The following is a 25,045-nucleotide window of genomic DNA, read 5'->3' as shown; positions in this document are numbered from 1 at the left end:
GTGGACGAGAACATCCGGTTGCCGTCACAGACGCAGTCACAGGCGCTGTTGCTGGCGTTGCTCGCCGATGCGCGGTTGCCGACCGGTGCGCACACCCAGTCCGCCGGTCTGGAGCCGGCGTTGCGCGCGGGGTTGCCGCCCGGGGACGTGCCGGGCTACATCGCGGCCCGGTTGCGGACGGTGACGGTCGTCGAGGCCGGCACCGCGGTCGTCGCCCGGACGGTCGCCGTGACCTCGGGCTCCGCTGTGGCCGGTGGGGGTCTCGATGCGGTGGAGGCGGCGTGGGCCGCGCGCACGCCGAGCGCGGCGTTGCGGGCGAGTTCCCGGCAGCTGGGGCGCGGCTATCTGCGGTTGTTGCGGCGGTTGTGGCCGGACCAGGAGCGGATTCCGCGGTCCTGGCGGCCGTCGCGTCCGGTGGCGTTGGGGATGCTCGCGGCGCGCGCCGGGTTGGATGCCGAGCACACCGCGCGGCTGGTCGGCTACGACGATGCGCAGACGATCGCGGCGGCGACGCTCAAACTCGAGCCGGTCGATCCTGCCGAGGCGACGGCGTGGGTGCTGGCGGCGCAGCCGTTGATCGAGGAGCTCGTCGCCGCGGTGGCGGGGTTGACCGAGGTCGAGCAGATTCCGGCGTTCGCAGCGCCGCTCGTCGAACAGTGGGCCGAAAATCATGCCCGCACCACAGAAAGGTTGTTCAGTGCCTGATCGCATTTCCACTCGTGCCCTGCGTCTCGGGGTGGCCGGTCCGGTCGGGACCGGGAAGAGTTCGCTGATCGCGTTGTTGTGCCGGGAGTTGTCCGGGGAGTTGGCGTTGGGGGTGATCACCAACGACATCTACACCGACGAGGATGCCCGGTTCCTGCGGTCGGCGGGGGTGCTGGATCCGGAGCGGATCCGGGCCGTGGAGACCGGGGCGTGCCCGCACACCGCGATCCGCGACGATGTGACGGCGAATCTGCTGGCGGTGGAGGATCTCGAGGAGGATTTCGCGCCGTTGGATGTGGTGCTCGTCGAGTCCGGTGGGGACAATCTGACGGCGACCTTCTCCCCCGCGCTGGTCGATGCGCAGATCTTCGTGCTCGATGTCGCCGGGGGCGGTGACGTCGCGCGGAAGGGTGGCCCGGGTATTGCGCGCGCGGATCTGCTGGTGGTGAACAAGACGGATCTGGCGCCCTATGTGGGGGTGGATGTGCCGCAGATGGTGGCGGACGGGCAGGCGGCGCGGGAGGGGCGGCCGGTGCTGGCGTTGTCGCGGACCGATCCGGTGTCGGTGGCGGCGTTGTGTGCGTGGGTGCGGTCGGTGCTGGCCGAGCACACCGGGGGCCGGTTGGTGCCGGTGGATCCGGGGCCGATGGCGCCGCATTTCCACGCCGAGGACGACCACGCACACGGGCACGGTGATGGCCACGGTCATGGGCACGGGCACGGGCACGCGCCGATTCCGCAGTGACCGAACCGAGCACACCGACGACGGTCGCCGTGGAAGCCGCGCGCGGCCGGGCCCGCTGCCGGTTGGTGCCGGGCGCGTTCGGCCCGCGGGTGCAGGGTGGTGACGCACGCGGCGCGCGGGTCGCGTTGGTCGCGACGGGGGCGTTGCTGCTCGGCGGCGACGAGGTAGTGCTCGACCTCGAGGTCGGTGCCGGGGCGTGGCTCGAGGTGGTCGAGACCGCGGGGACCGTCGCCTACGACGCGGCGGGGCGGGCATCGAGCTGGACGGTGCGGGCGCGGCTGGGTGCGGGCGCGACGCTGGTGTGGGACGGGTTGCCGTTCGTGGTGGCCGACGGCGCCGAGGTGACACGCCGTACCGAGCTGGTCCTCGACCGCGACGCGCGGGTGGTGCTGCGTGAGACGCTGGTGCTCGGCCGCAGCGGTGAGCGGGGTGGTGCGGTGCGGTCGCGCACGGTGGCGACCTGTGAGGGCCGTCCGCTGCTCGTCGAGGATCTGGATCTGTCTCCGCAGGTGCGGGCGCTGCCGGGTGTCGTCGGATCGCATCGGGTGGTGGATTCGGTGCTGGCGCTGGGGTGGCGCCCCGTGTCCGGGGCGGATCCCGGGGACGGGGCATACCGGTTCGATCTGGACGGTCCGGGCGCGCTGGTGCGGTGGCTCGGTGATGATCTGCACCGGTCGGGTGCCGTGGACGACAGTGTGGCGGCGTGGCGTCACCTGCCGTGACGCCACGCCGCCGTTCCCATCCCCCGGGTCGGTGTGTCAGATGACGGTGCCCACGTCCTGTGCGACGAGGTTGTCGAGGGCCCGTTCGGCGACGGCGGCGATGGTCATCGACGGGTTGCATGCGGCGGCGTTGCCGGGCATCAGGGCCCCGTCGAGTACGTACAGGCCGCGTTGGCCGAGGACGCGGCCGTCGAGGTCGCAGACGCTGCCCATGTTGGCGCCGCCGAGCGGATGCCAGGTGGACGGCACGACCTGGTTGGTGTCGATGACGACGGCGGCGTCTCCGGCGATGCGGCGCACGGCGGGATCGATGTGGTTGTTCTGGATGGCGGCGTCGCCCTCGTACGGCCAGCGCAGCACCGCGTCGTCGCGGCCGCCGTCGTAGACGAAGTTGCCGCGTCCGTTGCTGACGCCGTAGCCGACGAGGGTGGTGGTGCGGGTGTCGATCTGGAACGACGGCAGCGACGCCTGGATGATGGTGTGGGCGGTGTGCGGGTCGGCCCAGTTCTTGCTGCCGTAGACGACGGGGCCGCCCTGGACCGCCCCGAAGTTCTCCGTCGTGTCCGTCCACATGTAGATGCGGTCGGCGTTGGTGCCCCAGCCGCGGCCGAGTTCGTCGGGCAGGTCGGTGATCTGTCCCTTGGCGGCCGCGCGCATCAGCAGGCGGGTGGTGCCCAGGCTGCCGGCGGCGAGCACGAGTGCGTCGGTGGTGAGGATCTTGTTCTCGAGGACGGTGCCGGTTTCGTCGGTACGGTCGACGTACACGGTCCAGCGGCCGTCGGCGGCGCGTTCGATGTCGGTGACGTCGTGCATGACCTCGACGGTGGCCCGGCCGGTGGCTTCGGCCTCGGCGATGTAGGTGACGTCGACGGTGTGCTTGCCGCCGTTGTTGACGCCGAGCGCGCCGGCGCCGTTGGTGTAGGCGGAGGCCATTTCCCCGCGCAGTTCGGCGAGCGCGAAGTTCCAGTCGATCGGCATGGGGATCTTGTCGAGGGGCATGCCGGCGGCGCGGACGCGGTCGGCGAAGATGCGCGCGGCGGCGTAGGTGGGGCTGGCGACGAGTTCGTCGGGGGCGGTGGCGAGTCCGAGCATCCGGGCCACGCGCGGGTAGTGCACGCGGTTCATCAGGTCCCAGTCGAGCTCGTTCGGGAAGTGCGTGTTGAAGACGTCCCTGCTGGGCTGCAGCGACATGCCCTGGTAGACGATCGAGCCGCCGCCGACCGCGGCCGCGCACAGGGCGGTCATGTTCTCGCCGGGGACGGCTTCGACGAGGCCGACGTAGGGGTCGACGCTCAGGCGCTGCCCGAAGACCTCGGGGAACGATTTGTGCCACAGGATGCGCTTGTCGGGGTTGGCGACGCGCGGGAAGGTCGTGGCGTTGGGGCCGGTGGGCCAGCGGCGGCCGCGTTCGAGGACGGTGACGGGTACCCCGGCCTGGGCCAGGCGCAGGGCGGTGACGCCGCCACCGAAGCCGGAGTCGATGACGATCACGCGGTGCTCTTCGCGGGTCACGGTGACCCGGTTGATGCGGGCGCCGATGCCGGGTGCGGCGTTCGCGGTGGTCGAGCCGGCCAGGATCAGACCGGCGGCGGCCGCCCCGGTCAGAAACGAGCGACGCGTGAGTGCGGACAAGTTCGATCCCCCCATGTGGTTCCGGCGCCGTGGGTGTCCGCGTGGGGCGGACACATCGCTGGGCGGATGTCAAACTAGACAGTCGAAGCCCAAAGTGTCAAGAATCACGCGGCGTGGGTTGCCCGACGGACGGCATCCCCGGCACCAGCCACCGCCGCAGAAACGTGCGCAATTCCTCGTCCGACCCCATCGTGTCGCCCGCGAACAACAGCACCGACAGCCCCGTGAGCAGCGACATCACCACGATGTCGTCGACGTGCGGTTCCAGCCCCGGATGGCGGCGCACCAGCGGCGCCAGCAACTGGCGGCCGATCGGCTTGGCCCGGTCGACCATGCCCGAGTCGAACACCGGGTTCTCACCGCCGCCGCGCAACAGCACCGCCAGCACCGGATGCTCCCGCACCACCGTGCGCCCGAGGACGATGGTTTCCACGACGTACTCCCCCGGATCCTCGATCCGCTCGAGCCGGGCGGTCATCTCCGCGTACGCCGCGAGCACCTGCCCGCTGATCGCCTGGGAGACCAGTTCCTCCCGGGTCCCGAAGATCGAATACACCGTCTGCCGGGACACCCCCGCGGCCTGCGCCGCCCCGGCGATCGTGACGCCCTCGAAGCCGACGTCGGCGATGAGGCCGAGCGTGGCCTCCAGGATCTTCGTTCGCGACCGCATCCGCCGATTGTCCCCCACCGGCGCGGATGCCCCGCACGGCAGGACCCGGCGCTGTCGGACCGGAATGCCACACTGTTCTCGCACACATGTACGACACGAGGCGGGCGGAAAGGGTGCACGATGGCGAACGGGGACGAACCGGGCCTGCTGGGATGGACCTCGGCGTACCTCGAAACCCTGCAGACGGCGAAACGGTCCGCCCACACCGTCAAGGCCTACCGGCTGGATCTGCGGGCGGTGTGCGAGCAGCTGGCGGCCGCGCAGCGCACCGAACCCGACGCCCTGACCGTGCACGACGTGACGATCCGGTCGCTGCGCTCGGCGTTCGCGGCGTTCGCCCGCGAACGGCAACCCGCCTCGGTGCGCCGGGCCTGGTCGGTGTGGAACAACTTCTGCAATTTCCTGGTCTCCGAAGGCATCTCGGAGGGCAACCCGATGGCGTCGATCGCCCAGCCCAAACGCCCGCAGCACACCCCCAAGGCGTTCAAACCGGCCGCGATCGGGCAACTCGTCGACACGCTCACCGTGCAGGCGCAACGCCCCGAGGCCGGGCCGCGGGACTGGCCGGGCCGCGACCTGGCGCTCATCGCGACGCTGCTGCTCACCGGCATCCGCTCCGACGAACTGATCCGGCTCGACCTGTCGAGCATTCTCGGTGGCCTCGAGGCCCCGGTGCTGCGGGTGCTCGGCAAGGGCGCCACCGAACGCGAGATCCCCCTCGAGGCCAGCTGGACGGCGATCGTCTCGGCCTACCTCGACCAGCGGTACACCCGCTTCCCGTCGACGCGGCGCACCGCCCGCGCCGACCGCGCCGACCTGGCGATCTGGGAACGCTTCCCCCCGGAGGATCCGCTGTTCGTCGGCAGCGACGGCCGGCGCATCACCCGCGGCACCCTGCAGTACCGGGTGCGGCGCATGTACCGGATGGCCGGCATCGAATCCGAACGCAAACGCGGCGCGCTCGCACACGCGCTGCGGCACACCTTCGCGACCAGCCTCGCCGACAGCGGCGCCACGATGGTCGAGCTGCAGCAACTGCTCGGCCACCGGTCGCTGCAGACGGTGCAGATCTACACCTCGGCCACCAACGACGCGGTGCGGCACGCCGCCCGCCACAACCCGGTGTACGGGCTGCTGCGCGAATCCGAATGACCCCGCGCGCGGCCCGCCGCTCCCACCGCAGCGGCACGCGCCCGATCGATCGCCGCGCCGCAACCGGCGAATGCTGCGAGACTGGGGCTGTTCGCCGAGAGCGGCGGGGATCGCGCCGACACCGCAGGCGCGGTCACTGACAGACATCGAGGGAGCATCAGATGAGCGTCCAGCCAGTCGGGTCACATCGTCATCGGGTCGTCGTGATCGGATCCGGATTCGGTGGCCTGTTCGCCACCCAGGCCCTCAAACGCGCGGACGTCGACGTCGTGCTGATCGCCCGCACCAGCCACCATCTGTTCCAGCCGCTGCTCTATCAGGTCGCCACCGGCATCCTGTCCGTCGGTGACATCGCCCCCGCCACCCGCATGGTGCTGCGCAAGCAGAAGAACGCGCAGGTGCTGCTCGGAGACGTCGAGGCGATCGACATCGACGCGCAGACGGTGAGCTCCCGCTTCCTGGACCGGATCACCATCACCGAGTTCGACAGCCTCATTGTCGCCGCCGGCGCCGGCCAGTCCTATTTCGGCAACGACCATTTCGCCGAGTACGCCCCCGGCATGAAGACGATCGACGACGCCCTCGAACTGCGCGGACGCATCCTGGGGGCGTTCGAGCAGGCCGAGTTGTCCGACGATCACGACGAGCGCGCGCGGCTGCTGACCTTCGTGGTCGTCGGCGCCGGCCCGACCGGGGTGGAGCTGGCCGGGCAGATCGCGGAACTGTCGCGGCGCACCCTCAAGGGCGCGTTCCGGCACATCGATCCGACCGAGGCGCGGGTGGTGCTGCTCGACGGCGCCCCCGACGTGCTGCCGGTGTACGGCGGCAAACTCAGCCGCAAGGCGCGCGGCACCCTCGAACGTCTCGGTGTGGAGATCCAGCTCGGTGCGATGGTCACCGGCGTCGACGCGGAGGGCCTGACCGTCAAGGACAAGGACGGCACGGAGCGTCGGATCGAGTCGCAGTGCAAGGTGTGGTCGGCCGGGGTCGCGGCGAGCCCGCTCGGCAAACAGCTCGCCGACCAGTCCGGTGCCGGCATCGACCGGGCCGGCCGGGTCGAGGTGCAGCCCGACCTGTCGTTGCCGGGACATCCGAACGTGTTCGTGATCGGCGACATGATGTCGCTGGACAAACTGCCCGGTCTCGCGCAGGTCGCGATGCAGGGCGGCAAGTATGCGGCGCAGCAGATCGTCGCGGGCCTGGACGGGCAGGATCCGGCGCAACGCAAACCGTTCAAGTACTTCGACAAGGGCAGCATGGCGACGATTTCGCGGTTCAGTGCCGTCGCGAAGGTCGGCAAGCTCGAGATCAGTGGGTTCATCGGCTGGATCGCGTGGCTGTTCGTCCACCTGCTGTATCTGGTGGGGTTCTCGTCGAAACTGTCGACGCTGCTGTCGTGGGCGCAGGCGTTCTTCTCCACGGGACGCAACGAGATGGCCGCGACCGAGCAGCAGGTGTTCGCGCGGATCGCGATCGACCGGCTCCGCGAGCACACCGAGGCGGCGGACGGCGGGACCGGCGCCGCCCGCGAAGCCGGTTGATCGCGAGCGCGGTCGATGTCGGAGCTCACCTCGGTGTGGTCCTGTCGCGACACACCGCCGGGGCCCGCCTGCGGGTGCGTAGACGAGCCCCGGGGTCACCGGGTTGCCGGCCGGACGGGAGTGGTCAGATGTCGCCGAAGGCTGCCGCGTAGCGGATGACGCCACTGGGCAGGGGTTCGGTGTCCAGGCTCAGCACCATCAGCGCGTCGTCGGGGACGGACATCTTCATGGTGACGCCGTGGGTGCTGGCGCGGGTGAACCCGAAACGCGGGTAGTACCCCGGGTGCCCGAGGACGGTGACGAAATGCTCACCCTTCGCTCTGGCGGCCTCGAGAGCCGCGCGGATCGCGGCCGATCCGACGCCGGTGCTCTGGTACTGCGGCAGGACCGCGCACGGTCCCAGGCACAGGGCCGGGGTATCTCCGATGTGCGCGCGGGTCAGCAGGACATAGCCGACGAGGGCGCCGGTGTCGTCGAGAGTGACCAGCGACAGTCCGTCGATCCAGGCGGGGTCGCGACGCAGCGCGTCGACGAGGTCGGCCTCCTCGGCGGTGTCGAACGCGGCGAGGTTGATCTCGCGGATCGCGGCGATATCGGCGCCGGTCTCGGCGCGAGTGGTCCAGTCGGTACGAGAAGTCACAATAGTTTTCCTTCTGCGATGAATGATGTTGCGAGACAGGACATCCGGTGCCTCCGTCCGGCTTCGGGCGGGGCCGCCGGAGTCAGCGCTGGCGGTCGCGGAATCGGTAGGTCGCGCGCAGATCCCGCGTGATCGCCTTGACGGTCTTGCTGCGTTTGCCGCTCCGGCGGGCGTCACCGCGGGTGGCCGCCCACTCGCTTTCCCGCATCAGTTTGCGGTACCGCTCGAGCCGCCCCAGGTCCAGCTCGCCGGTCACGATCGCGTCCTGCACCGCGCACCCGGGTTCGCTGCGGTGTTCGCAGTCACCGAAGGCGCAGTTGCGGGCATACGCCTCGATCTCGGCGAACACCTGCCCGACCCCGTCGGCGACGTCCTGAACGCCGATGCCCCGCAGGCCCGGAGTGTCGATGAGCACCCCACCAGTCGGCAACGGCAACAACTCGCGATGCACGGTGGTGTGACGGCCCTTGCCGTCGGCGGCGCGAACCTCGTTGGTGCCCATGTGTTCGCGGCCGAGCAACGCGTTGGTCAGACTCGACTTGCCGGCCCCGGACGGGCCCAGCAGCACCGCGGTCCCGGTCACGGTTGCGGCCAGCTGCTCGAGGCCCGCACCGGTCGCGGCGCTGGTGGTGAGGATGTCGACGCCGGGAGCCAGCGCGGCCACCACAGCCTCGTCCGATCCGGGATGCTCGGCCAGATCGGCCTTGGTCAACACGATGACCGGCCGGGCGCCGCTGTCGAACGCCAGTGCCAGCAACCGCTCGATGCGGCCCGCGTTGACCGGTGCCGCCAGCGAGACCACGATGACGACGGTGTCGACGTTGGCCGCGAGCACTTGCTGATGGGAGGTGCGGTCCGAGGACGCGCGAGCAATCGCGGTTCGGCGGGGCAGCAACGCCACCAGCAGTGGTTGCGGTCCCGGGCGTAGCGCGACCCAGTCGCCGGTGCACACCATGTGATCACGGTCCGCGCCGCTGAGCGCACTGCTGTCGGCGCGCACCGGTCCGGAGGCGGTGAGGGTGTCACAGCGGCCGCGGTCGACCCGCACGATACGGGCCGGTATCAGCCCGGCGGCGGCGTGTTCGGCGAACATCGCCGCGAACGTCTCGTCCCAGCCGAGCGCGGACAGCTCTCGCGAAGACGACGGAGAAGAAGAATGGTGAGGTGAATGCATGATGAGACCCTTGAAGGAAGGAGCCCCGTCCGAACACCAAGACCACCAGCGGCATCACCCACGAGCGCAGCCCGTGGTGACTGCCGGGTAACGGGTATCGGGTCTAGACCGGGGCCCGGGACGTGAGGATGGTCCGGGCGCTGCGCACGGCAGCGGTCTTCACCGCAGACATCAACTCACCTCCCGTTCTCTCGCACTCCAGGTCAACACAGACGACCCAAACTAGCACGCGGCCAACGATCCTCGCAATCAGATCGTGAACATCCTCGGATCGCCCGTGCAGCGGTGGTGGACGGCGCGACGACCGTGGCGCGCCGATGCCGTCGACCGCGTCCCCGCCTCGCATGCGCGCACCGGATCACCGGAGCGGTGTGCCGCCGCTCCGGTGATCGTCGGACGCGGTCCTAGTGGCCGATCCGGTCGGCGTCGGCGATGTTGGCCAGGCGCACCTGCCCGTGCGCGACCGTGCGGTCCTTCTCGTCGACGATCGCGACCTGCCACAACTGCTGGGTGCGGCCGCGCTGGACGGGGGTGGCGGTGGCGGTGAGCACCCCCTCGCGGGTGGCGCGGATGAAGTCGGTGTTGTTGTTGACGCCGACGACGTGACCGCGGTCGCCGAACCACAGCGCCCCCGCGATGCTCGCCACCGACTCGATGACCGCGCAGTACACCCCGCCGTGCACGATGCCGTACGGCTGGTGATGATTCGGCGTCACCGTCCATTGCGCGACCACCCGCTCCGGGCCGGTTTCGACGAATTCGAGTCCGAGCACGGTGCCGAATCCGACGTTGTTCGCGTCGGTGGTGGCGGCGGGATCGGGGGTGAGCTGGTCGGTCATGAGGTCTCCGTCGTCGTCTCGTTCTGTCTTCGTCGGATGGTAGGTGCCGGCCTCCGGTCGACGACTTCGGGGCGCGCGGGCGCCGCCCGGGAAAGGATCCGGCGGGCCCCGCAGATTCTGCGGGGCCCGCCGTGGGAAGGACCGGGAGTCACTGCAGCCCTCAGGACTCCGGCGCGGTCCGACAGTAGGTGACGATCATGATTGTAGGGAAGGCTGCCCTAATCAGGCAAGGCCTCGGACGGGAAAACCGGCGACGACGAACGCGTCGAGCAGCTGCTGACCGCGGCGCGCGGACACCCGCCGGGACGAGCAGGCGAGCAACGGCAGCTGCGCGGAGCCGGCCACGACCGCACGGCCGACCAGCGACCAGAAGCGCACGCCGTCGATCGGGGCGCATCCCTGCAGCGTGCGGTGCACGGCGGACAGCGCCGTGACGGCGCGGTGGGCGGTCCATACCGTCAGCGCCCGTTCGCACGGCAGTACCACCACCCCGCGGGCGCCCTCGGCGGGATCGCCGGGCAGGACCCGCAGCGTGTCGTCGGCGACGCCGGCCCAGTCGATGCCGCCGTCGCTGTCCTGGTGCACCCACAGGTTCTCCAGGCCGGGATCCCACGCGCGGCCCTCCACGACGAGCGGCGCCAGGACCCGGCCGACGATCACGTGGATCAACGCGCCGGCCACCTGCTCGACGGCGATGCGCGGATCCTCGACGTCCTCGAGCACGCGGCGGTAGAGCAGTTCGACGCGCCGGTCCCGATCCTCGCCGGCCAGGCGCCACCAGCGGCGCCGGGGTTCCTCGTCGACGCGGGCGACGGCGTACACGCGCGGGGCGTCGGGCGCGACCGCCCGCAATCGGGTGCGCGTGGCTTCGAACGCGGTCTCCTCGAACAGACAGATCGGCGTGACCTCGGGACGGGTCAGCAGCATTGTCGACACCCACACACCTCCTGATCGGCACGCAATCCCTCGATGGGATTAGGTTAGCCTAACCATTGCATGCGAGGGGTGCTTGCGCAACTCGGCACGCGACGGAGTAGATAGGATTCCGTAACCTAAGTCTCCGGCGGGCTTTCGTCCGCGACCGGCAGGCACCGATCCCGAGGAGCACCCCCGCACGTGACCACGATCCGACACCCGGGCGGCTCACCGGTAATGCCCGACCCCGGCCCACCCGCGACACCCGCGCGGCGGCTGACCGCGACCCTGCTCGACGCCACGTTGTTCGCCGTACCCCTCGTGATCGGCGCGTTGCTCGTCGACACCCTCGGCGACGCGAAGGGCGGCGGACAGACCGACCGCATCGTCTTCGGATTCGCCGCGGTGGCCGCCGCCCTCGGGTTCCTGCTGTGGAACAACGGACGCCGCGAGGGACACACCGGCAGCAGCCTCGGCAAGCAGTGGACCGGCCTGGTCACCCGCGACGCCGGCACCGGCGCCCCCGTCGGCACCCGCCGCGCCCTGCTGCGCCGCGGCACCGAGGTCGTCACCGACAAGGTCGCCGCCGCCGGCGGATTCATCCCCATCCCCCCGGACAACACCGTCGCCGGACTGCGCCGCCGCCGCCTGCTCGGCCTGGCCGCGCTGATCGTGCTACTCGGTCTCGTACTGCTCGCCAGCGTCTCCATCGGCGCCCGCCCCATGAACTTCGCCGAGGTCTTCCACGCCCTCACCGTCAACGACGGCTCCGAAACCGACCTGATCGTGCAGACCCTGCGCATCCCCCGCACCCTCCTCGGCCTGGTCGTCGGGATCGCCCTCGGGATCGCCGGGGCCCTCATCCAGGGCCACACCCGCAATCCCCTCGCCGACGCCGGCCTGCTCGGCATCAACGCCGGCGCCGCCTTCCTCGTCGTCCTGTCCATCTACCTGTTCGGGATGACCACCCCCTCCCAGTACCTGTGGTTCGCGTTCGCCGGCGCCCTGATCGCCGCCGTCACCGTCTTCGGATTCGCATCCATCGGCAACGGCAACGCCAGCCCGCTGAGCCTGGCGCTGGCCGGCGCCGCCGTCGCGTTCTTCCTCCAGGCCATGACCAACACGGTCGTGCTGCTCGACCAGACCACCCTCGACGGTTTCCGCTTCTGGGTCGTCGGATCGATCGCCGGGCGCGGCACCGACGTGCTCTGGCAGGTACTGCCCTTCCTCGCCGCCGGCGTGGTCGTCGCCCTGGCCGGCACCCCCGGCCTCAACGTGCTGGGCCTCGGGGAGGACGTGGCCCGCTCGCTCGGCACGAACGTCGCGGTCAGCCGCACCGTCGGCATCGTCGCGATCACCCTGCTCACCGGCGCCGCCACCGCCGCATGCGGCCCGATCGCGTTCATCGGCCTGATCGTCCCGCACATCGCCCGCGCGATCACCGGCCCCGACTACCGCTGGCTCGTCCCCTACGCGGGCCTGCTGGGCGGCATCCTGCTGCTGCTCGCCGACGTCATCGGCCGCATCGTGGTCCGCCCCGGCGAACTGCAGGTCGGAATCGTGCTCGCCCTGATCGGCGCACCGTTCTTCATCGCCCTGGTCCGCCGACGGAAGCTGGTGTCCCTGTGACCGACTCGACCACCCTGCCCGTGCCCGAGCAGCGCACCCGCCGCCCGGTGCAGATCTCCACGGCGATCCCGTCCCGCCCGGCCCTGCGGATCGGGCCCGTGTCCCTGGTGTGGCGCGGCCGGCACGTGCTGGTATGCATCCTGCTCGCCGCCGCCGCGTTCCTGCTGATGTGCGTGAGCCTCGGCCGCGGCGACTACCCGCTGTCGGTGCCGCAGGTGCTCGACGTCCTGGCCGGCGGCGGCGAACGTCTCGACCGGTTCATCGTGCTGGAGCTGCGCCTGCCCCGCAGCGTCGGTGCTCTCGTCGTCGGCGCGGCCCTCGCGGTCGCCGGCGCCATCACCCAGTCGCTGTCCCGCAACCCGCTGGCCAGCCCCGACATCCTCGGCATCACCGCCGGGGCCAGCGCCGCCGCCGTCGCCCTGATCGTGGTGACCAGCGGCGGCTCGATCATCGGCCTCCTCGCCAGCCTGGGCCTGCCCCTGGCCGCGCTGGCCGGCGGGCTGCTCACCGCGTTCGTCATCTACCTGCTGGCCTGGCGCAACGGCGTCGAGGGATTCCGGCTGGTGCTGATCGGCATCGGCGCCAACGCCATGCTCGTCGCCCTGACCAACTGGATGCTCGTCTCCGCCGACATCAACGACGTCGCCCGCGCCCAGGTGTGGCTCACCGGATCACTCAACGGTGCCGCCTGGAGCCAGGTGGTGCCCGCCGCGATCGCGCTGACCGTCATCGGAACCTGGACCCTGATCGCGAGCTTCACCGTCGGTGCGTTGCGACTGGGTGACGACACCGCCCGCTCCCTCGGCATCCGGCTCCAGACCCAGCAGGGACTGCTGCTCGCCGCCGCATGCGGCCTGGCCGGCATCGCCACCGCCGCCGCCGGACCCATCGGCTTCGTCGCCCTGGCGGCCCCGCAGCTCGCCCTGCGGCTGGTCCGCGCCGACGGCCCCCCGATCATCGCGTCCGCGCTCACCGGCGCGGTACTCGTCGCCGGCTCCGACATCATCGCCCGCACCATCCTGCCGGTCGCACTGCCCGTCGGCCTGGTCACCTCCGCCCTCGGCGGCCCGTTCCTGCTCTACCTCCTCGTGCGCTCCAACCGGAAGGTTTCGGTATGACCGGCATCAAGATGTTCGACAAGACCGGCACCGACGGGCCCGGCACCGGCGAGGCGGCGGCCACCGCCCCGCGCCTGGTCGCCGAACACCTGTCCCTCGGCTACGGCGACCGCCTCATCGTCGACGACCTCGACCTGGTCGTCCCCACCGGCGTCGTCACCACCGTCATCGGACCCAACGGCTGCGGCAAGTCCACCCTGCTGCGCGCCCTGAGCCGGTTGCTGCGCCCCCGCACCGGGACCGTGCTGCTCGACGGGCACGCCATCACCTCGATGCGCACCCGGGAGGTCGCCCGGGTCCTGGGCATGCTGCCGCAGGCGCCCGTCGCCCCCGAAGGCCTGACCGTCGCCGACCTGGTCTCCCGCGGCCGGCACCCGCACCAGTCGTGGCTGCGCCAGTGGTCCTCCGACGACGAGGACGAGGTCGCCGTCGCCCTGTCCCGCACCGGGATCGCCGACCTCGCCGACCGGCCCGTCGACGAACTGTCCGGCGGGCAGCGCCAGCGCGCGTGGATCTCGATGGCCCTCGCCCAAGGCACCGACATCCTGCTGCTCGACGAACCCACCACCTACCTCGATCTCGCGCACTCGGTGGAGGTCCTCGACCTCGTCGACCGCCTGCACAGCGAAATGGGCCGCACCGTGGTGATGGTGCTGCACGACCTGAACCTCGCGGTGCGCTACAGCGACCACCTCGTCGTCATGAAATCCGGTCGGATCGTCGCCTCCGGCGCCCCCGCCGACGTGATCTCCGTGGAGCTGCTGCGCGAGGTGTTCGGGCTCGACGCCGCCGTCATCGACGACCCGGTGTCCGGACGCCCGCTCATCGTGCCCATCGGCGCGCGGCACGTGTACGGCACCGTCGGCGGCGACGATCCCGCCCCCGGCGACGACTCGGCCCGACACGCCGACGGTACCGACGACACGCCGGGTGACCAGGGCGAAAGACCCTACGACCAGGGGTAGTACGCGCGGGCGTCGGAGAGTCCGTAGAATCGTCCCATGGCAGCACTCGGCGAACTCGAGCGAGCAGTGATGGAGCACCTCTGGGCCTCCACCGAACCCCAGACGGTGCGGCAGGTCCACGAGGCCCTGTCCACCCGGCGATCCCTCGCATACACCACCGTCATGACGGTCCTCCAGCGGCTCGCGAAGAAGAACCTGGTCATCCAGCAGCGCGACGACCGCGCCCACCGCTACCTGCCGGTGCACGGTCGTGAAGAACTCGTCGCCGGCCTGATGGTCGACGCCCTCGACCAGGCCGACAGCCGGGGCCGCACCGCCGCCCTCGTGCACTTCGTCGGGCGTGTCGGCGCCGACGAAGCCGCCGCGCTGCGCGAGGCACTGGCCGCGCTCGAAGCGAAGGAAGCCGACACGGCCGTGGCCGAGCAACACCCCGAACCCACGAGCTGACACACTCGATGACATGAACGCGACCACCGCGCTGGTCTTCGGCATCCTCGCGCTGCTTCTCGCAGGGCCGGTCCCGGCCCTGCTGAGCCGGGCCACCTGGCCGTATCGCACGCCCCGCGCCGCCCTGGTGCTGTGGCAGGCGGTCGCGCTGGCCGCCGTGCTGTCCGCGTTCAGTTCCGGTCTCGCCATCGCGGCCCTGCTCCTGGTCCCCGGACCCGACGGACGGCCCACCGCCGAACCGCTGCGCGAGATCGATGCCCTCGGCCTGCCGCTGTGGCTGACCTACGTGACCGTGTTCACCGCGACCGTGCTCATCGGGGCCCGCCTGATCTACGCGACCCTGCGCGTGGCGGTCCGCACCCGTCGCCGCCGATCCCGGCACCGCATGCTCGTCGACCTGCTCGACCGGCGCGAGAGCGGCGCCGCCATCCGGCAGCTCCCGCACGTGCGCATCCTCGACAGCGCCGACCCGATCGCCTACTGCCTCCCCGGGCTGCGGCACCGGGTGGTGCTCAGCGAAGGCACCCTCGACCACCTCGACGACACCGAACTGCGCGCGGTGCTCAGCCACGAACACTCGCACCTGCGGGCCCGGCACGACCTCGTCCTCGAGGCGTTCACCGCGGTGTACGAGGCGTTCCCCCGATGGGTGCGCTCCGGCTCGGCGCTCGGCTCGGTGCAACTGCTCATCGAGATGCTCGCCGACGACTCGGCGGTCCGCGCCACCGGCCCGGCCCCGCTGGCCCGTGCCCTGGTCACCTGCGCCGAATCCCGCACCCCCACCGGGGCGATGGCCGTCGGCGGCCCGTCCACGCTGCTGCGCGTCCAGCGGCTCGCCGGACCGGGCGCCGACACCCGCACCGCCGCCGTCGCCTACATCGCGGCCGCCGCGATCCTCGTGGTCCCCACCGTCGCGGTCGCCGTGCCCTGGCTCGTCGAAGTGGACCGCCTCCTCCGCGCCTGGTGACACACGTCACATCCGGAAACGCGCGACCCCGATCTCCACGCCGCTGCGCGAGAGGGGAAGCTGTAACCATGACCGTCGAAGACTCCGCCACCCCCGCTACGCCCCGTGCACAGATCGGTGTCACCGGCCTGGCCGTCATGGGATCGAACATCGCCCGCAACTTCGCCCGCAACGGCTACACCGTCGCCCTGCACAACCGCAGCATCGCCAAGACCGACGCCCTGCTCGCCGAGCACGGCAGCGACGGCGACTTCGTGCGCACCGAAACCGTCGACGAGTTCGTCGCAGCACTGGAGAAGCCCCGACGCGTCCTGATCATGGTCAAGGCCGGCGACGCCACCGACGCGGTCATCGGCGAACTCGCCGACGCCATGGAACCCGGCGACATCATCATCGACGGCGGCAACGCCCTCTACACCGACACCATCCGCCGCGAAGCCGAGCTGCGCGCCCGAGGCCTGCACTTCGTCGGCGCAGGCATCTCCGGCGGCGAGGAAGGCGCCCTCAACGGCCCCTCGATCATGCCCGGCGGCCCCGCCGAATCGTACGAGGCGCTCGGCCCGCTGCTCGAGAAGGTCGCCGCCCAGGTCGACGGCACCCCGTGCTGCACCCACATCGGCCCCGACGGCGCCGGCCACTTCGTCAAGATGGTGCACAACGGCATCGAATACGCCGACATGCAGCTCATCGGCGAGGCCTACCACCTGCTGCGCGACGCGCTCGGCCTCGACGCCGGCGCCATCGCCGACGTGTTCTCCGAATGGAACACCGGCACCCTCGAGTCGTACCTGATCGAGATCACCGCCGACGTGCTCCGCCAGACCGACGCCACCACCGGCAAACCCCTCGTCGACGTCATCGTCGACGCCGCCGAGCAGAAGGGCACCGGACGCTGGACCGTCAAGGCCGCCCTCGATCTCGGGGTGCCCGTCACCGGCATCGCCGAAGCCGTGTTCGCCCGGGCCCTGTCCGGCTCCCGCGACCAGCGCGCCGCCGCCCGCGGACTCGCCTCCGGCACCCTCGGCACCGCCCCCACCGACGCCGCCCGGTTCACCGAGGACATCCGCGCCGCCCTGTACGCCTCCAAGATCGTCGCCTACGCCCAGGGCTTCGACCAGATCGCCGCCGGCAGCGCCGAATACGGCTGGAACGTCGACCGCGCCGCCCTGGCCACCATCTGGCGCGGCGGCTGCATCATCCGCGCCCAGTTCCTCAACCGCATCAAGGAGGCCTACGACGCCGACCCGGCCCTGCCCAGCCTGATCCTCGCGCCGTACTTCCGCGACGCCATCGAGGTCGGCATCGACAGCTGGCGGCGCGTCGTGGTCACCGCCACCGAACTCGGCATCCCGATCCCCGCCTTCGCGTCGTCGCTGTCCTACTACGACGGACTGCGCGCCGACCGCCTGCCCGCCGCCCTCACCCAGGGCCAGCGCGACTTCTTCGGCGCCCACACCTACGAGCGCACGGACCGGCCCGGCAAGTTCCACACCCTGTGGAGCGGCGACCGCAGCGAAGTCGAGGCCTGACCGGCCCGCCATGACCGGCACCGCGACAGCATCAGCGGCGTGCGCACTCGCCGCCGCGGTGCTGTTCGCGGCCGCCAGCGTCGCCCAGCAGCGTTCCGCCGCCGCCGTTCCCGGCGACCGGTCCCTGCTGGGCGGCCTCGTGCGCAGCCCCCGCTGGTGGGCCGGAATCATCGGCGACGGCGGCGGCTACCTGCTGCAGGTCGCCGCCCTCGCGCTCGGCGCGATCCTGATCGTCCAGCCGCTGCTCGTGACGTCCCTGCTGTTCGCCCTGCCGATGTCCGCGATCGTCTCCGGCCGCCGCATCGGCCGCGCCACCTGGCTCCTCGCCGGCGCCCTGTGCGTGTCCCTGGCCGCGTTCCTCGTCGTCGGTAATCCCACCGAAGGACAACTCGACGCCGCCGCCCGGCACTGGGCCCTGCCGCTCGGCGCGGTCCTGCTGGTCGCCGCCGCCGCAGCCACCGCCGCCGCGTTCCCCGTCGGACCGCACACCCGGGCACTGCTGCTCGGCTCCGCCGGCGGCATCCTCTTCGGCGTCGCCGTCGTCTTCACCAAACACGTCACCGACCTGTTCGAACACGGACTCGGCACCGTGGCCGCCTCCTGGCAGACCTGGGCACTGATCGCGGCCGGCCTCACCGGCGGATACCTGCAGCAACTCGCCTTCCAGGCCGGGGCACTCGGCGCATCCCTACCGGCCCTGACCATCGGCGAACCGCTCGCCGCGGTGTTCCTCGGCATGACCGTGCTCGGCGAACGGCTCCGCGTCGACGGACCCGCCCTCGCGCTGGTCGTCGCGTCCGTCGTCGTCATGCTCGCCACCACCGTCGCGCTGTCCCGCGATCAGGCCCACCTCACCACCGACGACGCCGCGGCCACGCACGACGCGACCGATCCGGACATCGCCCAGTAGAATGGTCCCCCATCCGACCACGCTCGGCGCGCGGCACCGTTGCCGCCGAGCCCGACGAGAGGAACCAGGTGCCCACGGCACCCACTATCACCAGCACGGCACCATCCCCGGCCGCCATGGCCGACGCGGACTCCGATTCCGCCGGTTCGGAGGGCTCCTCTAGCGAGCCGGGCGACAGACCCGGCGGAACCCAAACCCGGCAGGAGCGGCCCTGATGTCCGTGCTGCTGTCACTGTTGTCCCTGGTCGGCTTCATCGCGCTGACGGCAGGCACGGCCCTGTTCGTGGCCGCCGAATTCTCCCTGACCGCGCTCGAACGCAGCACCGTCGACGCCCACGCCCGCGACGGCGACCGCCGCGCCCGGCAGGTCCAGCACGCCCACCGCACCCTGTCGTTCCAGCTGTCCGGGGCGCAGCTGGGCATCACCATCACCACCCTGATCACCGGTTATCTCGCCGAACCGGTCCTGGCCCGGTTCCTGAACCCGCTGCTGCAGGCCCTCGGGATCGGCGAATCCACCGCCTCCGGTATCTCCCTCGCCCTCGCCCTGATCATCGCCACCTCGTTCTCGATGATCTTCGGTGAGCTGGTCCCGAAGAACCTGGCCATCGCCCACCCGCTCGGCACCGCCCGCGCGACCGCCGGACTGCAGGTCGCCTTCTCGCTGGTGTTCAAGTGGGCCATCCGCGGACTGAACGGCTCCGCGAACTGGGTCGTGCGCCGACTGGGCATCGAACCCGCCGAGGAACTGCGCTCGGCGCGGTCCCCCCAGGAACTGGGCTCCCTGGTCCGGGCCTCCGCCGAGAGCGGCGCCCTCGACGAACGCACCGCCCTGCTCGTCGACCGCTCCCTCCGGTTCGGCGACCGCACCGCCGAGGACCTCATGACCCCACGCGTCACCATCGAATGTCTCGACCAGAACGACACCGTCCTGGACCTGATCGACGTGTCCGACCGCACCGGCTATTCGCGGTTCCCCGTCATCGACGGCGACCTCGACGCCACCATCGGGGTGGTACACGTCAAACACGCGTTCACCGTCCCCGGCCCCCGCCGCGCCCACACCCCGCTGCGCACCCTCGCCCGCCAGGTACCGGTCGTGCCGTCCACCCTCGACGGCGACGAGGTGATGGAACGGGTCCGCGCCGACGGCATGCAGGTCGCCCTCGTCGTCGACGAATACGGCGGCACCGCCGGCATCATCACCATGGAAGACCTCATCGAGGAAATCCTCGGCGACGTCCGGGACGAACACGACGAACCCCGACCGGACGCACAGCGCCTCGACGACGGCTGGTCCTGCTCCGGGTTGCTGCGCATCGACGAGATCGCCGGCCTCACCGGCTACCACGCACCCGAGGGGGACTACGAAACCCTCGGCGGTTTGATCCTCACCGAACTCGGCCGCATCCCCGAGACCGGCGACGAGATGCTGCTCCCGGCGCGCCCCGGCGACGAGACCGAACGCTGGCTCGCCCGGGTGCTGGCGATGGACGCCCACCGCATCGACCGGATCCTGCTCACCCCCGTACCCCCGGACACCGCCACGGACAACGACACCGCCGGCACCGACGACACGACCCCCGGCACGGACGGAGACGAGCGATGAACGACTGGCTCGGTGTCCTGCTCACAGTGCTGCTCCTCGCCGGCAACGCGTTCTTCGTCGGCGCCGAATTCGCGCTCATCACCGCCCGCCGCGACCGGCTCGAAGCGCTGGTCGCCCAGGGCAAGAAGCGCGCCCAGACCGTCATCGACGCCGGAGAACACCTGTCGTTGATGCTCGCCGGATCCCAGCTCGGCATCACCATCTGCTCGATCCTGCTCGGCCGCGTCGGCGAACCCGCCATCGCCCACCTCATCGAGAACCCCCTCCACGCGGCGGGCCTGCCGGAAACCCTGCTGCACCCCATCGCGTTCACCATCGCGCTCGCGCTCGTGGTGATCCTGCACATCCTGCTCGGCGAAATGGTGCCCAAGAACATCGCGATCGCCGGACCGGAACGCACCGCGATGCTCCTCGTCCCCGTGCACCTGCTGTTCATGCGGCTGGCCCGGCCGCTCATCGCGTTCTACAACCTGTGCGCCAACCTCACGCTGCGGCTGATGCGGGTGGAACCGAAGGACGAACTCGAGGTCACCGTCACCGCGATCGAACTGTCCGAGATGATCGGCGAATCCCGCTCCGAAGGACTGCTCGACGAAGAGGAACACCGCCGCCTCACCCAGGCCCTGGAAACCAGCGGCCGCACCGTCACCGAGGTGATGATCCCCATCGACCGGGTACGGACCGTCCCGGTCACCGTCCGCGGCACCACCCTCGGCGCCGTCGAACAGGCCGTCATCGACACCGGCTTCTCCCGCTACCCGACGCTCGATCCGGCCGGGAAGGTCACCGGCTACCTGCACATCAAGGACGTGCTCGACCTGGTCCGCGACGAGACCGCCGGACCCGACACGGTGATCCCCCCCGGCGAGGTACGGGCCCTACCGCAGGTCGCGCCCACCAGCGGACTCGACGACGCCCTCGCGCTGCTGCGCCGCACCAGCTCCCACCTGGGCGGCGTCGTCGGCCCCGACGGCACCGTGATCGGCATCGTCGCCCTCGAGGACCTCGTCGAGGAATTCGTCGGGACGGTTCGCGACGCCACCCACCGCATCGCCGACCCCGCCCCGGGACACCGCGCCTCATGAGCACGGACACCCACCCCGGCGCGGTGACGGTACTGACCGAACCGGACTGGACGGCCCGCCGCGACCGGCACCGCGCCGCGGTCGACGAACTGCTCGCCGGGCACCTGCGCCGGCGCGCGGCGCGGCAGCCGCATCCGGTCCACGACTTCCTGTTCACCTACTACAACCACCGGCCCAACCAGCTGCGCCGCTGGCATCCCGGCTTCGGGGTGGTGCTGCTCGGGGCCGCGGCCCGCGACTACCGCGACCATCCCGGCTACGAACCCGTCGTCGCGGACGGGCAGGCCGGCGTCACGGTGTCCCGGCGCGCGGCACTCGATCGCCTCGACACGGTGACGTTCGTGCGGGATCTGCTGGCGGCGACCGCGGCCCGGCCGGCACAGCTGGGCTGCTTCGGGCTGCACGAGTGGGCGATGGTGTACCGCACGGACGACGACGGGGTGCGCCACAACGCGGTGCCGTTGCGGCTCGGGCACGACGGCACCGATGCCGTGGTGGAATCATTGCAGTTGCGATGCAGCCATTACGATGCGTTCCGGTTCTTCACTCCCGACGCGGTCCCGCGCAACATCGAGCCGCTCACCAGGCAGACCCAGATCGCCCGGGAGCAGCCCGGCTGCCTGCACGCCGGGATGGACCTCTACAAGTGGTGCTACAAGCTGTCCCCGCTCGTCGACTCGGACCTTCTTCTGGCATGCTTCCGGCACGCGGGGGCGGCACGTGAACTGGACATGAGGGCCAGCCCGTATGATCTGAGCGACTACGGCTACTCGCCGATCACGATCGAGACTGCCGCCGGGCGCGCACAGTACGTCCGCGAGCAGTCGGCGCTCACCACTCGCGCCGCGGCCCTGCGCCAGGAGCTGCTGAATCGATGCACCGCCGTCGCGGCGTGTCTCACCGACACGAGCGTAACTACCGGCGGGTAACATGATTGGTGTTTTTCGTGCGGCCCCATCGGCTCGACCGAACCGGGTGCACAGCTACCGGAAAGAGTGAGGCAATGACAGAACGCGTTCAGGTCGGCGGACTCCAGGTCGCCAAGGTGCTCTACGACTTCGTCAACAACGAGGCCATCCCCGGCTCCGGGGTGGACGCGGACACGTTCTGGGCCGGCGCCGACAAGGTCGTCCACGATCTCGCTCCCCGCAACCGCGAACTGCTCGCCGTCCGCGACGACCTGCAGGCGAAGATCGACAGCTGGCACCGCGACCGCGCCGGGCAACCCCACGACGCCGCCGCCTACAAGGCGTTCCTGCAGGAGATCGGCTACCTGGTGCCGGTGCCCGCCCCGTTCGAGGTGACCACCGCAGGCATCGACTCCGAGATCGCCACCACCGCCGGCCCCCAGCTGGTCGTGCCGGTCCTCAACGCCCGGTTCGCGCTCAACGCCTCCAACGCCCGCTGGGGCTCGCTGTACGACGCGCTGTACGGCACCGACGCCATCTCCGAGGAAGGCGGCGCCGAGAAGACCGCCGCCTACAACAAGGTCCGCGGCGACAAGGTCATCGCCTGGGCCCGCGACTTCCTCGACAAGGCCGCCCCGCCGGCAACCGGCTCCCACACCGGCACCACCGGCTACCGCATCGAGGACGGCGCCCTGAAGATCACCCTCGCCGACGGCACCGTCACCACCCTCGCCCAGCCCGAGAAGCTCGTCGGCTACCTCGGCGACACGGACGCCCCCACCTCGATCCTGCTGCGCAACAACGGCCTGCACATCGACATCCAGATCGACCCGCAATCCCCGATCGGCAGCACCGACACCGCCGGCATCAAGGACCTCGTCCTCGAATCGGCCGTCACCACGATCATGGACTTCGAGGACTCCGTCGCCGCCGTCGACGCCGACGACAAGGTCGTCGGCTACCGCAACTGGCTCGGCCTCAACCGCGGCGACCTGTCCGAGTCGTTCACCAAGGGCGACAAGACCCTCACCCGCACCCTCAACGGCAACCGCACCTACACCGCCGTCGACGGCAGCGACCTCGAACTGCACGGCCGCTCCCTGCTGTTCGTCCGCAACGTCGGGCACCTCATGACCAACCCCGCCGTCCTCGACAACGACGGCAACGAGGTCCCCGAAGGCATCCTCGACGCCCTGATCACCAGCCTGTGCGCCATCCACGGCCTGCACACCGACGAAGCCCACGGCCCGCTCGGCAACAGCCGCACCGGCTCGATCTACATCGTCAAGCCCAAACAGCACGGCCCCGACGAGTCCGCGTTCACCACCGAACTGTTCGGCCGCGTCGAGGACGTCCTCGGCCTGCCCCGCAACACCCTCAAGGTCGGCATCATGGACGAGGAACGCCGCACCACCGTCAACCTCGCCGCGTCCATCCAGGCCGCATCCGAACGCGTCGCGTTCATCAACACCGGCTTCCTCGACCGCACCGGCGACGAGATCCACACCTCCATGGAAGCCGGCGCCGTCGTCCGCAAGGCCGCCATGAAGCAGCAGAAGTGGATCGCCGCCTACGAGGACTGGAACGTCGACACCGGCCTCGCCGCAGGCCTCCAGGGCAAAGCCCAGATCGGCAAGGGCATGTGGGCCATGACCGACCTCATGCACGACATGCTCGTGCAGAAGATCGGCCAGCCCAAGGCCGGCGCCAACACCGCCTGGGTGCCCTCACCCACCGGCGCCACCCTGCACGCCACCCACTACCACGAGGTCGACGTCTTCGCCGTCCAGGACGAACTGAAGGGCAAAACCCGCGCCACCGTCGACGACATCCTCACCATCCCGCTCGCCGAGAACACCGACTGGTCCGACGCCGAGAAGCGCGAAGAACTCGACAACAACTGCCAGTCCATCCTCGGCTACGTGGTGCGCTGGATCGACGCCGGCGTCGGCTGCTCCAAGGTGCCCGACATCCACGACGTCGCACTCATGGAAGACCGCGCCACCCTGCGCATCTCCAGCCAACTCCTCGCCAACTGGATCCGCCACGACATCGTCACCGAAGCCGACGTCGTCGCCGCCCTCGAACGGATGGCCCCGGTCGTCGACCGCCAGAACGCCGGCGACGCCGCCTACCGGCCGATGGCACCGAACTTCGACGGCAACATCGCCTTCCAGGCAGCCAAGGAACTGATCCTCCGAGGCGCCGAGCAGCCCAGCGGCTACACCGAGCCGATCCTGCACCGCGCCCGCCGCGAGCACAAGGCCGCCAACGCCTGATCCCGGCAGCACCACCGCGGGGCCCCCGTCCGACCCGGACCGGGGCCCCGCCCCGTTTTCCGTACACTGCGGGAGCCGGAAAGAGAAGAAACCGGACACAGAAGGAACAAGGCGGACGAACACGTGAGTCGACATCGCGGCGCCGGTGGCGCCAGAGGCATCAGCAAGGGCCCGATCATCACCGTCGCCATCGTCGTACTGCTCATCCTCGGCACCCTCGGCTGGTTCCGGCTCCGCGACCACATCGACAACCAGGGCATCCAAGCCGCCCAAACCTGCGTCGAAGGCGACGCCGTCCTCGAGATCAACGCCGACCCCGCCATCGCACCCGCCCTGACCACCCTCGCCGCACAGTGGACCGCCGACACCCCCCGCGTCATCCGCGACCACTGCCTCACCGCCCACGTCACCGCCACCACCAGCGCCCCCGCCGCCGCAGCCCTCGCCGCAGACACCACCTGGAACCCCGACCTCGGACCCGCACCCGCACTGTGGGTCCCGTCCGACACCCGCGCCACCACCCGCGCCGCACAGGCTGTCGCCGGCCAACCCAAATCCCTCGCGACCTCCCCCCTCGTGCTCGCCGTCCCCCCGGAACTCGCACACGCACTGACCACCGCCGCCACCGACTGGACAGACCTGCCCGCACTGCAATCCCGGCCCGGCTCACTGGACACCCTCGGACTACCCGGATGGGGCACCCTGCGCCTCGCCCTCCCCACCGGACCCGACACCGACGCAACCACCGCCGCACTCGAAGCCGTCGCCGCCGCAACGACCGGAGCCGGCACCGGACCCCTCACACTCGAGCAGGCCGACTCCCAACCCGCGGTCGCCGCAGTCACCGCGCTCGCGCTCGGCGCC

The 25,045-nt window shown here is 70.8% G+C and carries 23 protein-coding genes; 17 read left to right on the top strand and 6 right to left on the bottom strand.

Annotated elements, in window-relative coordinates; translation table 11 throughout:
- The 3 genes from A8G15_RS14155 to A8G15_RS14145 are packed head-to-tail and all read left to right on the top strand — an operon-like array spanning position 1 to position 2,172.
- Positions 1-705, top strand: coding sequence for an urease accessory protein UreF (locus A8G15_RS14155; protein ID WP_245687844.1), 705 nt, complete (start codon positions 1-3; stop codon positions 703-705).
- Positions 671-1,450 (top strand): urease accessory protein UreG, encoded by a 780-nt coding sequence (gene ureG, locus A8G15_RS14150; protein WP_156665398.1) that lies wholly within the window; start codon positions 671-673, stop codon positions 1,448-1,450. Before A8G15_RS14155 ends, ureG begins: the two co-directional genes overlap by 35 nt.
- Entirely contained in the window at positions 1,447-2,172 is a 726-nt protein-coding gene (locus tag A8G15_RS14145; protein ID WP_068160400.1) for an urease accessory protein UreD, read from the top strand. Before ureG ends, A8G15_RS14145 begins: the two co-directional genes overlap by 4 nt.
- Positions 2,173-2,208: 36 nt before the next feature.
- Here the strand turns inward: A8G15_RS14145 and A8G15_RS14140 are convergent, their stop codons facing one another.
- Complete coding sequence (locus tag A8G15_RS14140; protein ID WP_068160399.1) at positions 2,209-3,804, bottom strand: GMC oxidoreductase; 1,596 nt, start codon at positions 3,802-3,804, stop codon at positions 2,209-2,211.
- A gap of 97 nt (positions 3,805-3,901) precedes the next feature.
- Positions 3,902-4,474, bottom strand: coding sequence for a TetR/AcrR family transcriptional regulator (locus tag A8G15_RS14135; protein WP_068160398.1), 573 nt, complete (start codon positions 4,472-4,474; stop codon positions 3,902-3,904).
- A gap of 120 nt (positions 4,475-4,594) precedes the next feature.
- On the opposite strand from A8G15_RS14135, the gene A8G15_RS14130 reads away from it, so the two are divergent.
- Entirely contained in the window at positions 4,595-5,626 is a 1,032-nt protein-coding gene (locus tag A8G15_RS14130; RefSeq protein ID WP_068160395.1) for a tyrosine-type recombinase/integrase, read from the top strand.
- 161 nt (positions 5,627-5,787) lie between these two features.
- The gene (locus A8G15_RS14125) at positions 5,788-7,167 is read left to right on the top strand and encodes an NAD(P)/FAD-dependent oxidoreductase (RefSeq protein ID WP_068160393.1); all 1,380 of its coding nucleotides are present in this window, start codon (positions 5,788-5,790) and stop codon (positions 7,165-7,167) included.
- A 124-nt stretch (positions 7,168-7,291) separates the two neighbouring features.
- On the opposite strand, the gene A8G15_RS14120 is transcribed toward A8G15_RS14125, so the two are convergent.
- From A8G15_RS14120 to A8G15_RS14105, 4 genes are all read right to left on the bottom strand, one after another.
- Entirely contained in the window at positions 7,292-7,807 is a 516-nt protein-coding gene (locus A8G15_RS14120; protein WP_082899898.1) for a GNAT family N-acetyltransferase, read from the bottom strand.
- Positions 7,808-7,889: 82 nt separating this feature from the next.
- On the bottom strand, positions 7,890-8,981 hold the full coding sequence (gene rsgA / locus A8G15_RS14115) for a ribosome small subunit-dependent GTPase A (RefSeq protein WP_068160390.1): 1,092 nt from the start codon (positions 8,979-8,981) through the stop codon (positions 7,890-7,892).
- A gap of 404 nt (positions 8,982-9,385) precedes the next feature.
- On the bottom strand, positions 9,386-9,820 hold the full coding sequence (locus A8G15_RS14110; RefSeq protein ID WP_068160387.1) for a PaaI family thioesterase: 435 nt from the start codon (positions 9,818-9,820) through the stop codon (positions 9,386-9,388).
- A 222-nt stretch (positions 9,821-10,042) separates the two neighbouring features.
- A complete protein-coding gene (locus A8G15_RS14105) occupies positions 10,043-10,747 on the bottom strand; it encodes a hypothetical protein (protein ID WP_068160431.1) in 705 nt (234 codons plus the stop codon).
- A 225-nt stretch (positions 10,748-10,972) separates the two neighbouring features.
- On the opposite strand from A8G15_RS14105, the gene A8G15_RS14100 reads away from it, so the two are divergent.
- From A8G15_RS14100 to A8G15_RS14045, 12 genes are all read left to right on the top strand, one after another.
- On the top strand, positions 10,973-12,364 hold the full coding sequence (locus A8G15_RS14100; RefSeq protein WP_082899897.1) for a FecCD family ABC transporter permease: 1,392 nt from the start codon (positions 10,973-10,975) through the stop codon (positions 12,362-12,364).
- Positions 12,365-12,384: 20 nt separating this feature from the next.
- Positions 12,385-13,482 carry a FecCD family ABC transporter permease gene (locus tag A8G15_RS14095; protein ID WP_068160424.1) on the top strand — a complete coding sequence of 366 codons (1,098 nt, stop codon included), beginning with the start codon at positions 12,385-12,387 and terminating at the stop codon, positions 13,480-13,482.
- Between the two features lie 11 nt (positions 13,483-13,493).
- The gene (locus A8G15_RS14090; RefSeq protein ID WP_245687846.1) at positions 13,494-14,447 is read left to right on the top strand and encodes an ABC transporter ATP-binding protein; all 954 of its coding nucleotides are present in this window, start codon (positions 13,494-13,496) and stop codon (positions 14,445-14,447) included.
- Between the two features lie 36 nt (positions 14,448-14,483).
- Positions 14,484-14,894, top strand: coding sequence for a BlaI/MecI/CopY family transcriptional regulator (locus A8G15_RS14085; RefSeq protein ID WP_068160386.1), 411 nt, complete (start codon positions 14,484-14,486; stop codon positions 14,892-14,894).
- 13 nt (positions 14,895-14,907) lie between these two features.
- Positions 14,908-15,861 carry a M56 family metallopeptidase gene (locus tag A8G15_RS14080; RefSeq protein WP_068160384.1) on the top strand — a complete coding sequence of 318 codons (954 nt, stop codon included), beginning with the start codon at positions 14,908-14,910 and terminating at the stop codon, positions 15,859-15,861.
- A gap of 68 nt (positions 15,862-15,929) precedes the next feature.
- On the top strand, positions 15,930-17,390 hold the full coding sequence (gndA, locus tag A8G15_RS14075; RefSeq protein WP_068160381.1) for an NADP-dependent phosphogluconate dehydrogenase: 1,461 nt from the start codon (positions 15,930-15,932) through the stop codon (positions 17,388-17,390).
- A gap of 10 nt (positions 17,391-17,400) precedes the next feature.
- Positions 17,401-18,300 (top strand): DMT family transporter, encoded by a 900-nt coding sequence (locus A8G15_RS14070; protein WP_068160379.1) that lies wholly within the window; start codon positions 17,401-17,403, stop codon positions 18,298-18,300.
- A 214-nt stretch (positions 18,301-18,514) separates the two neighbouring features.
- A complete protein-coding gene (locus tag A8G15_RS14065; RefSeq protein ID WP_068160376.1) occupies positions 18,515-19,909 on the top strand; it encodes a hemolysin family protein in 1,395 nt (464 codons plus the stop codon).
- Positions 19,906-20,994, top strand: coding sequence for a hemolysin family protein (locus A8G15_RS14060; protein WP_068160373.1), 1,089 nt, complete (start codon positions 19,906-19,908; stop codon positions 20,992-20,994). Before A8G15_RS14065 ends, A8G15_RS14060 begins: the two co-directional genes overlap by 4 nt.
- Positions 20,991-21,923, top strand: coding sequence for a 3-methyladenine DNA glycosylase (locus tag A8G15_RS14055; RefSeq protein ID WP_068160370.1), 933 nt, complete (start codon positions 20,991-20,993; stop codon positions 21,921-21,923). Before A8G15_RS14060 ends, A8G15_RS14055 begins: the two co-directional genes overlap by 4 nt.
- A 74-nt stretch (positions 21,924-21,997) precedes the next feature.
- Positions 21,998-24,181 carry a malate synthase G gene (locus tag A8G15_RS14050; RefSeq protein WP_068160367.1) on the top strand — a complete coding sequence of 728 codons (2,184 nt, stop codon included), beginning with the start codon at positions 21,998-22,000 and terminating at the stop codon, positions 24,179-24,181.
- 123 nt (positions 24,182-24,304) lie between these two features.
- Positions 24,305-25,045: substrate-binding domain-containing protein (locus A8G15_RS14045; protein WP_342671581.1), on the top strand; the 741-nt coding region annotated here is incomplete at its 3' end.

Origin of the sequence: Rhodococcus phenolicus, from assembly GCF_001646785.1 — a bacterium.
Classification (GTDB): Bacteria; Actinomycetota; Actinomycetes; order Mycobacteriales; family Mycobacteriaceae; genus Rhodococcus; species Rhodococcus phenolicus.
This window is presented reverse-complemented; position numbering and strand designations above follow the sequence as displayed.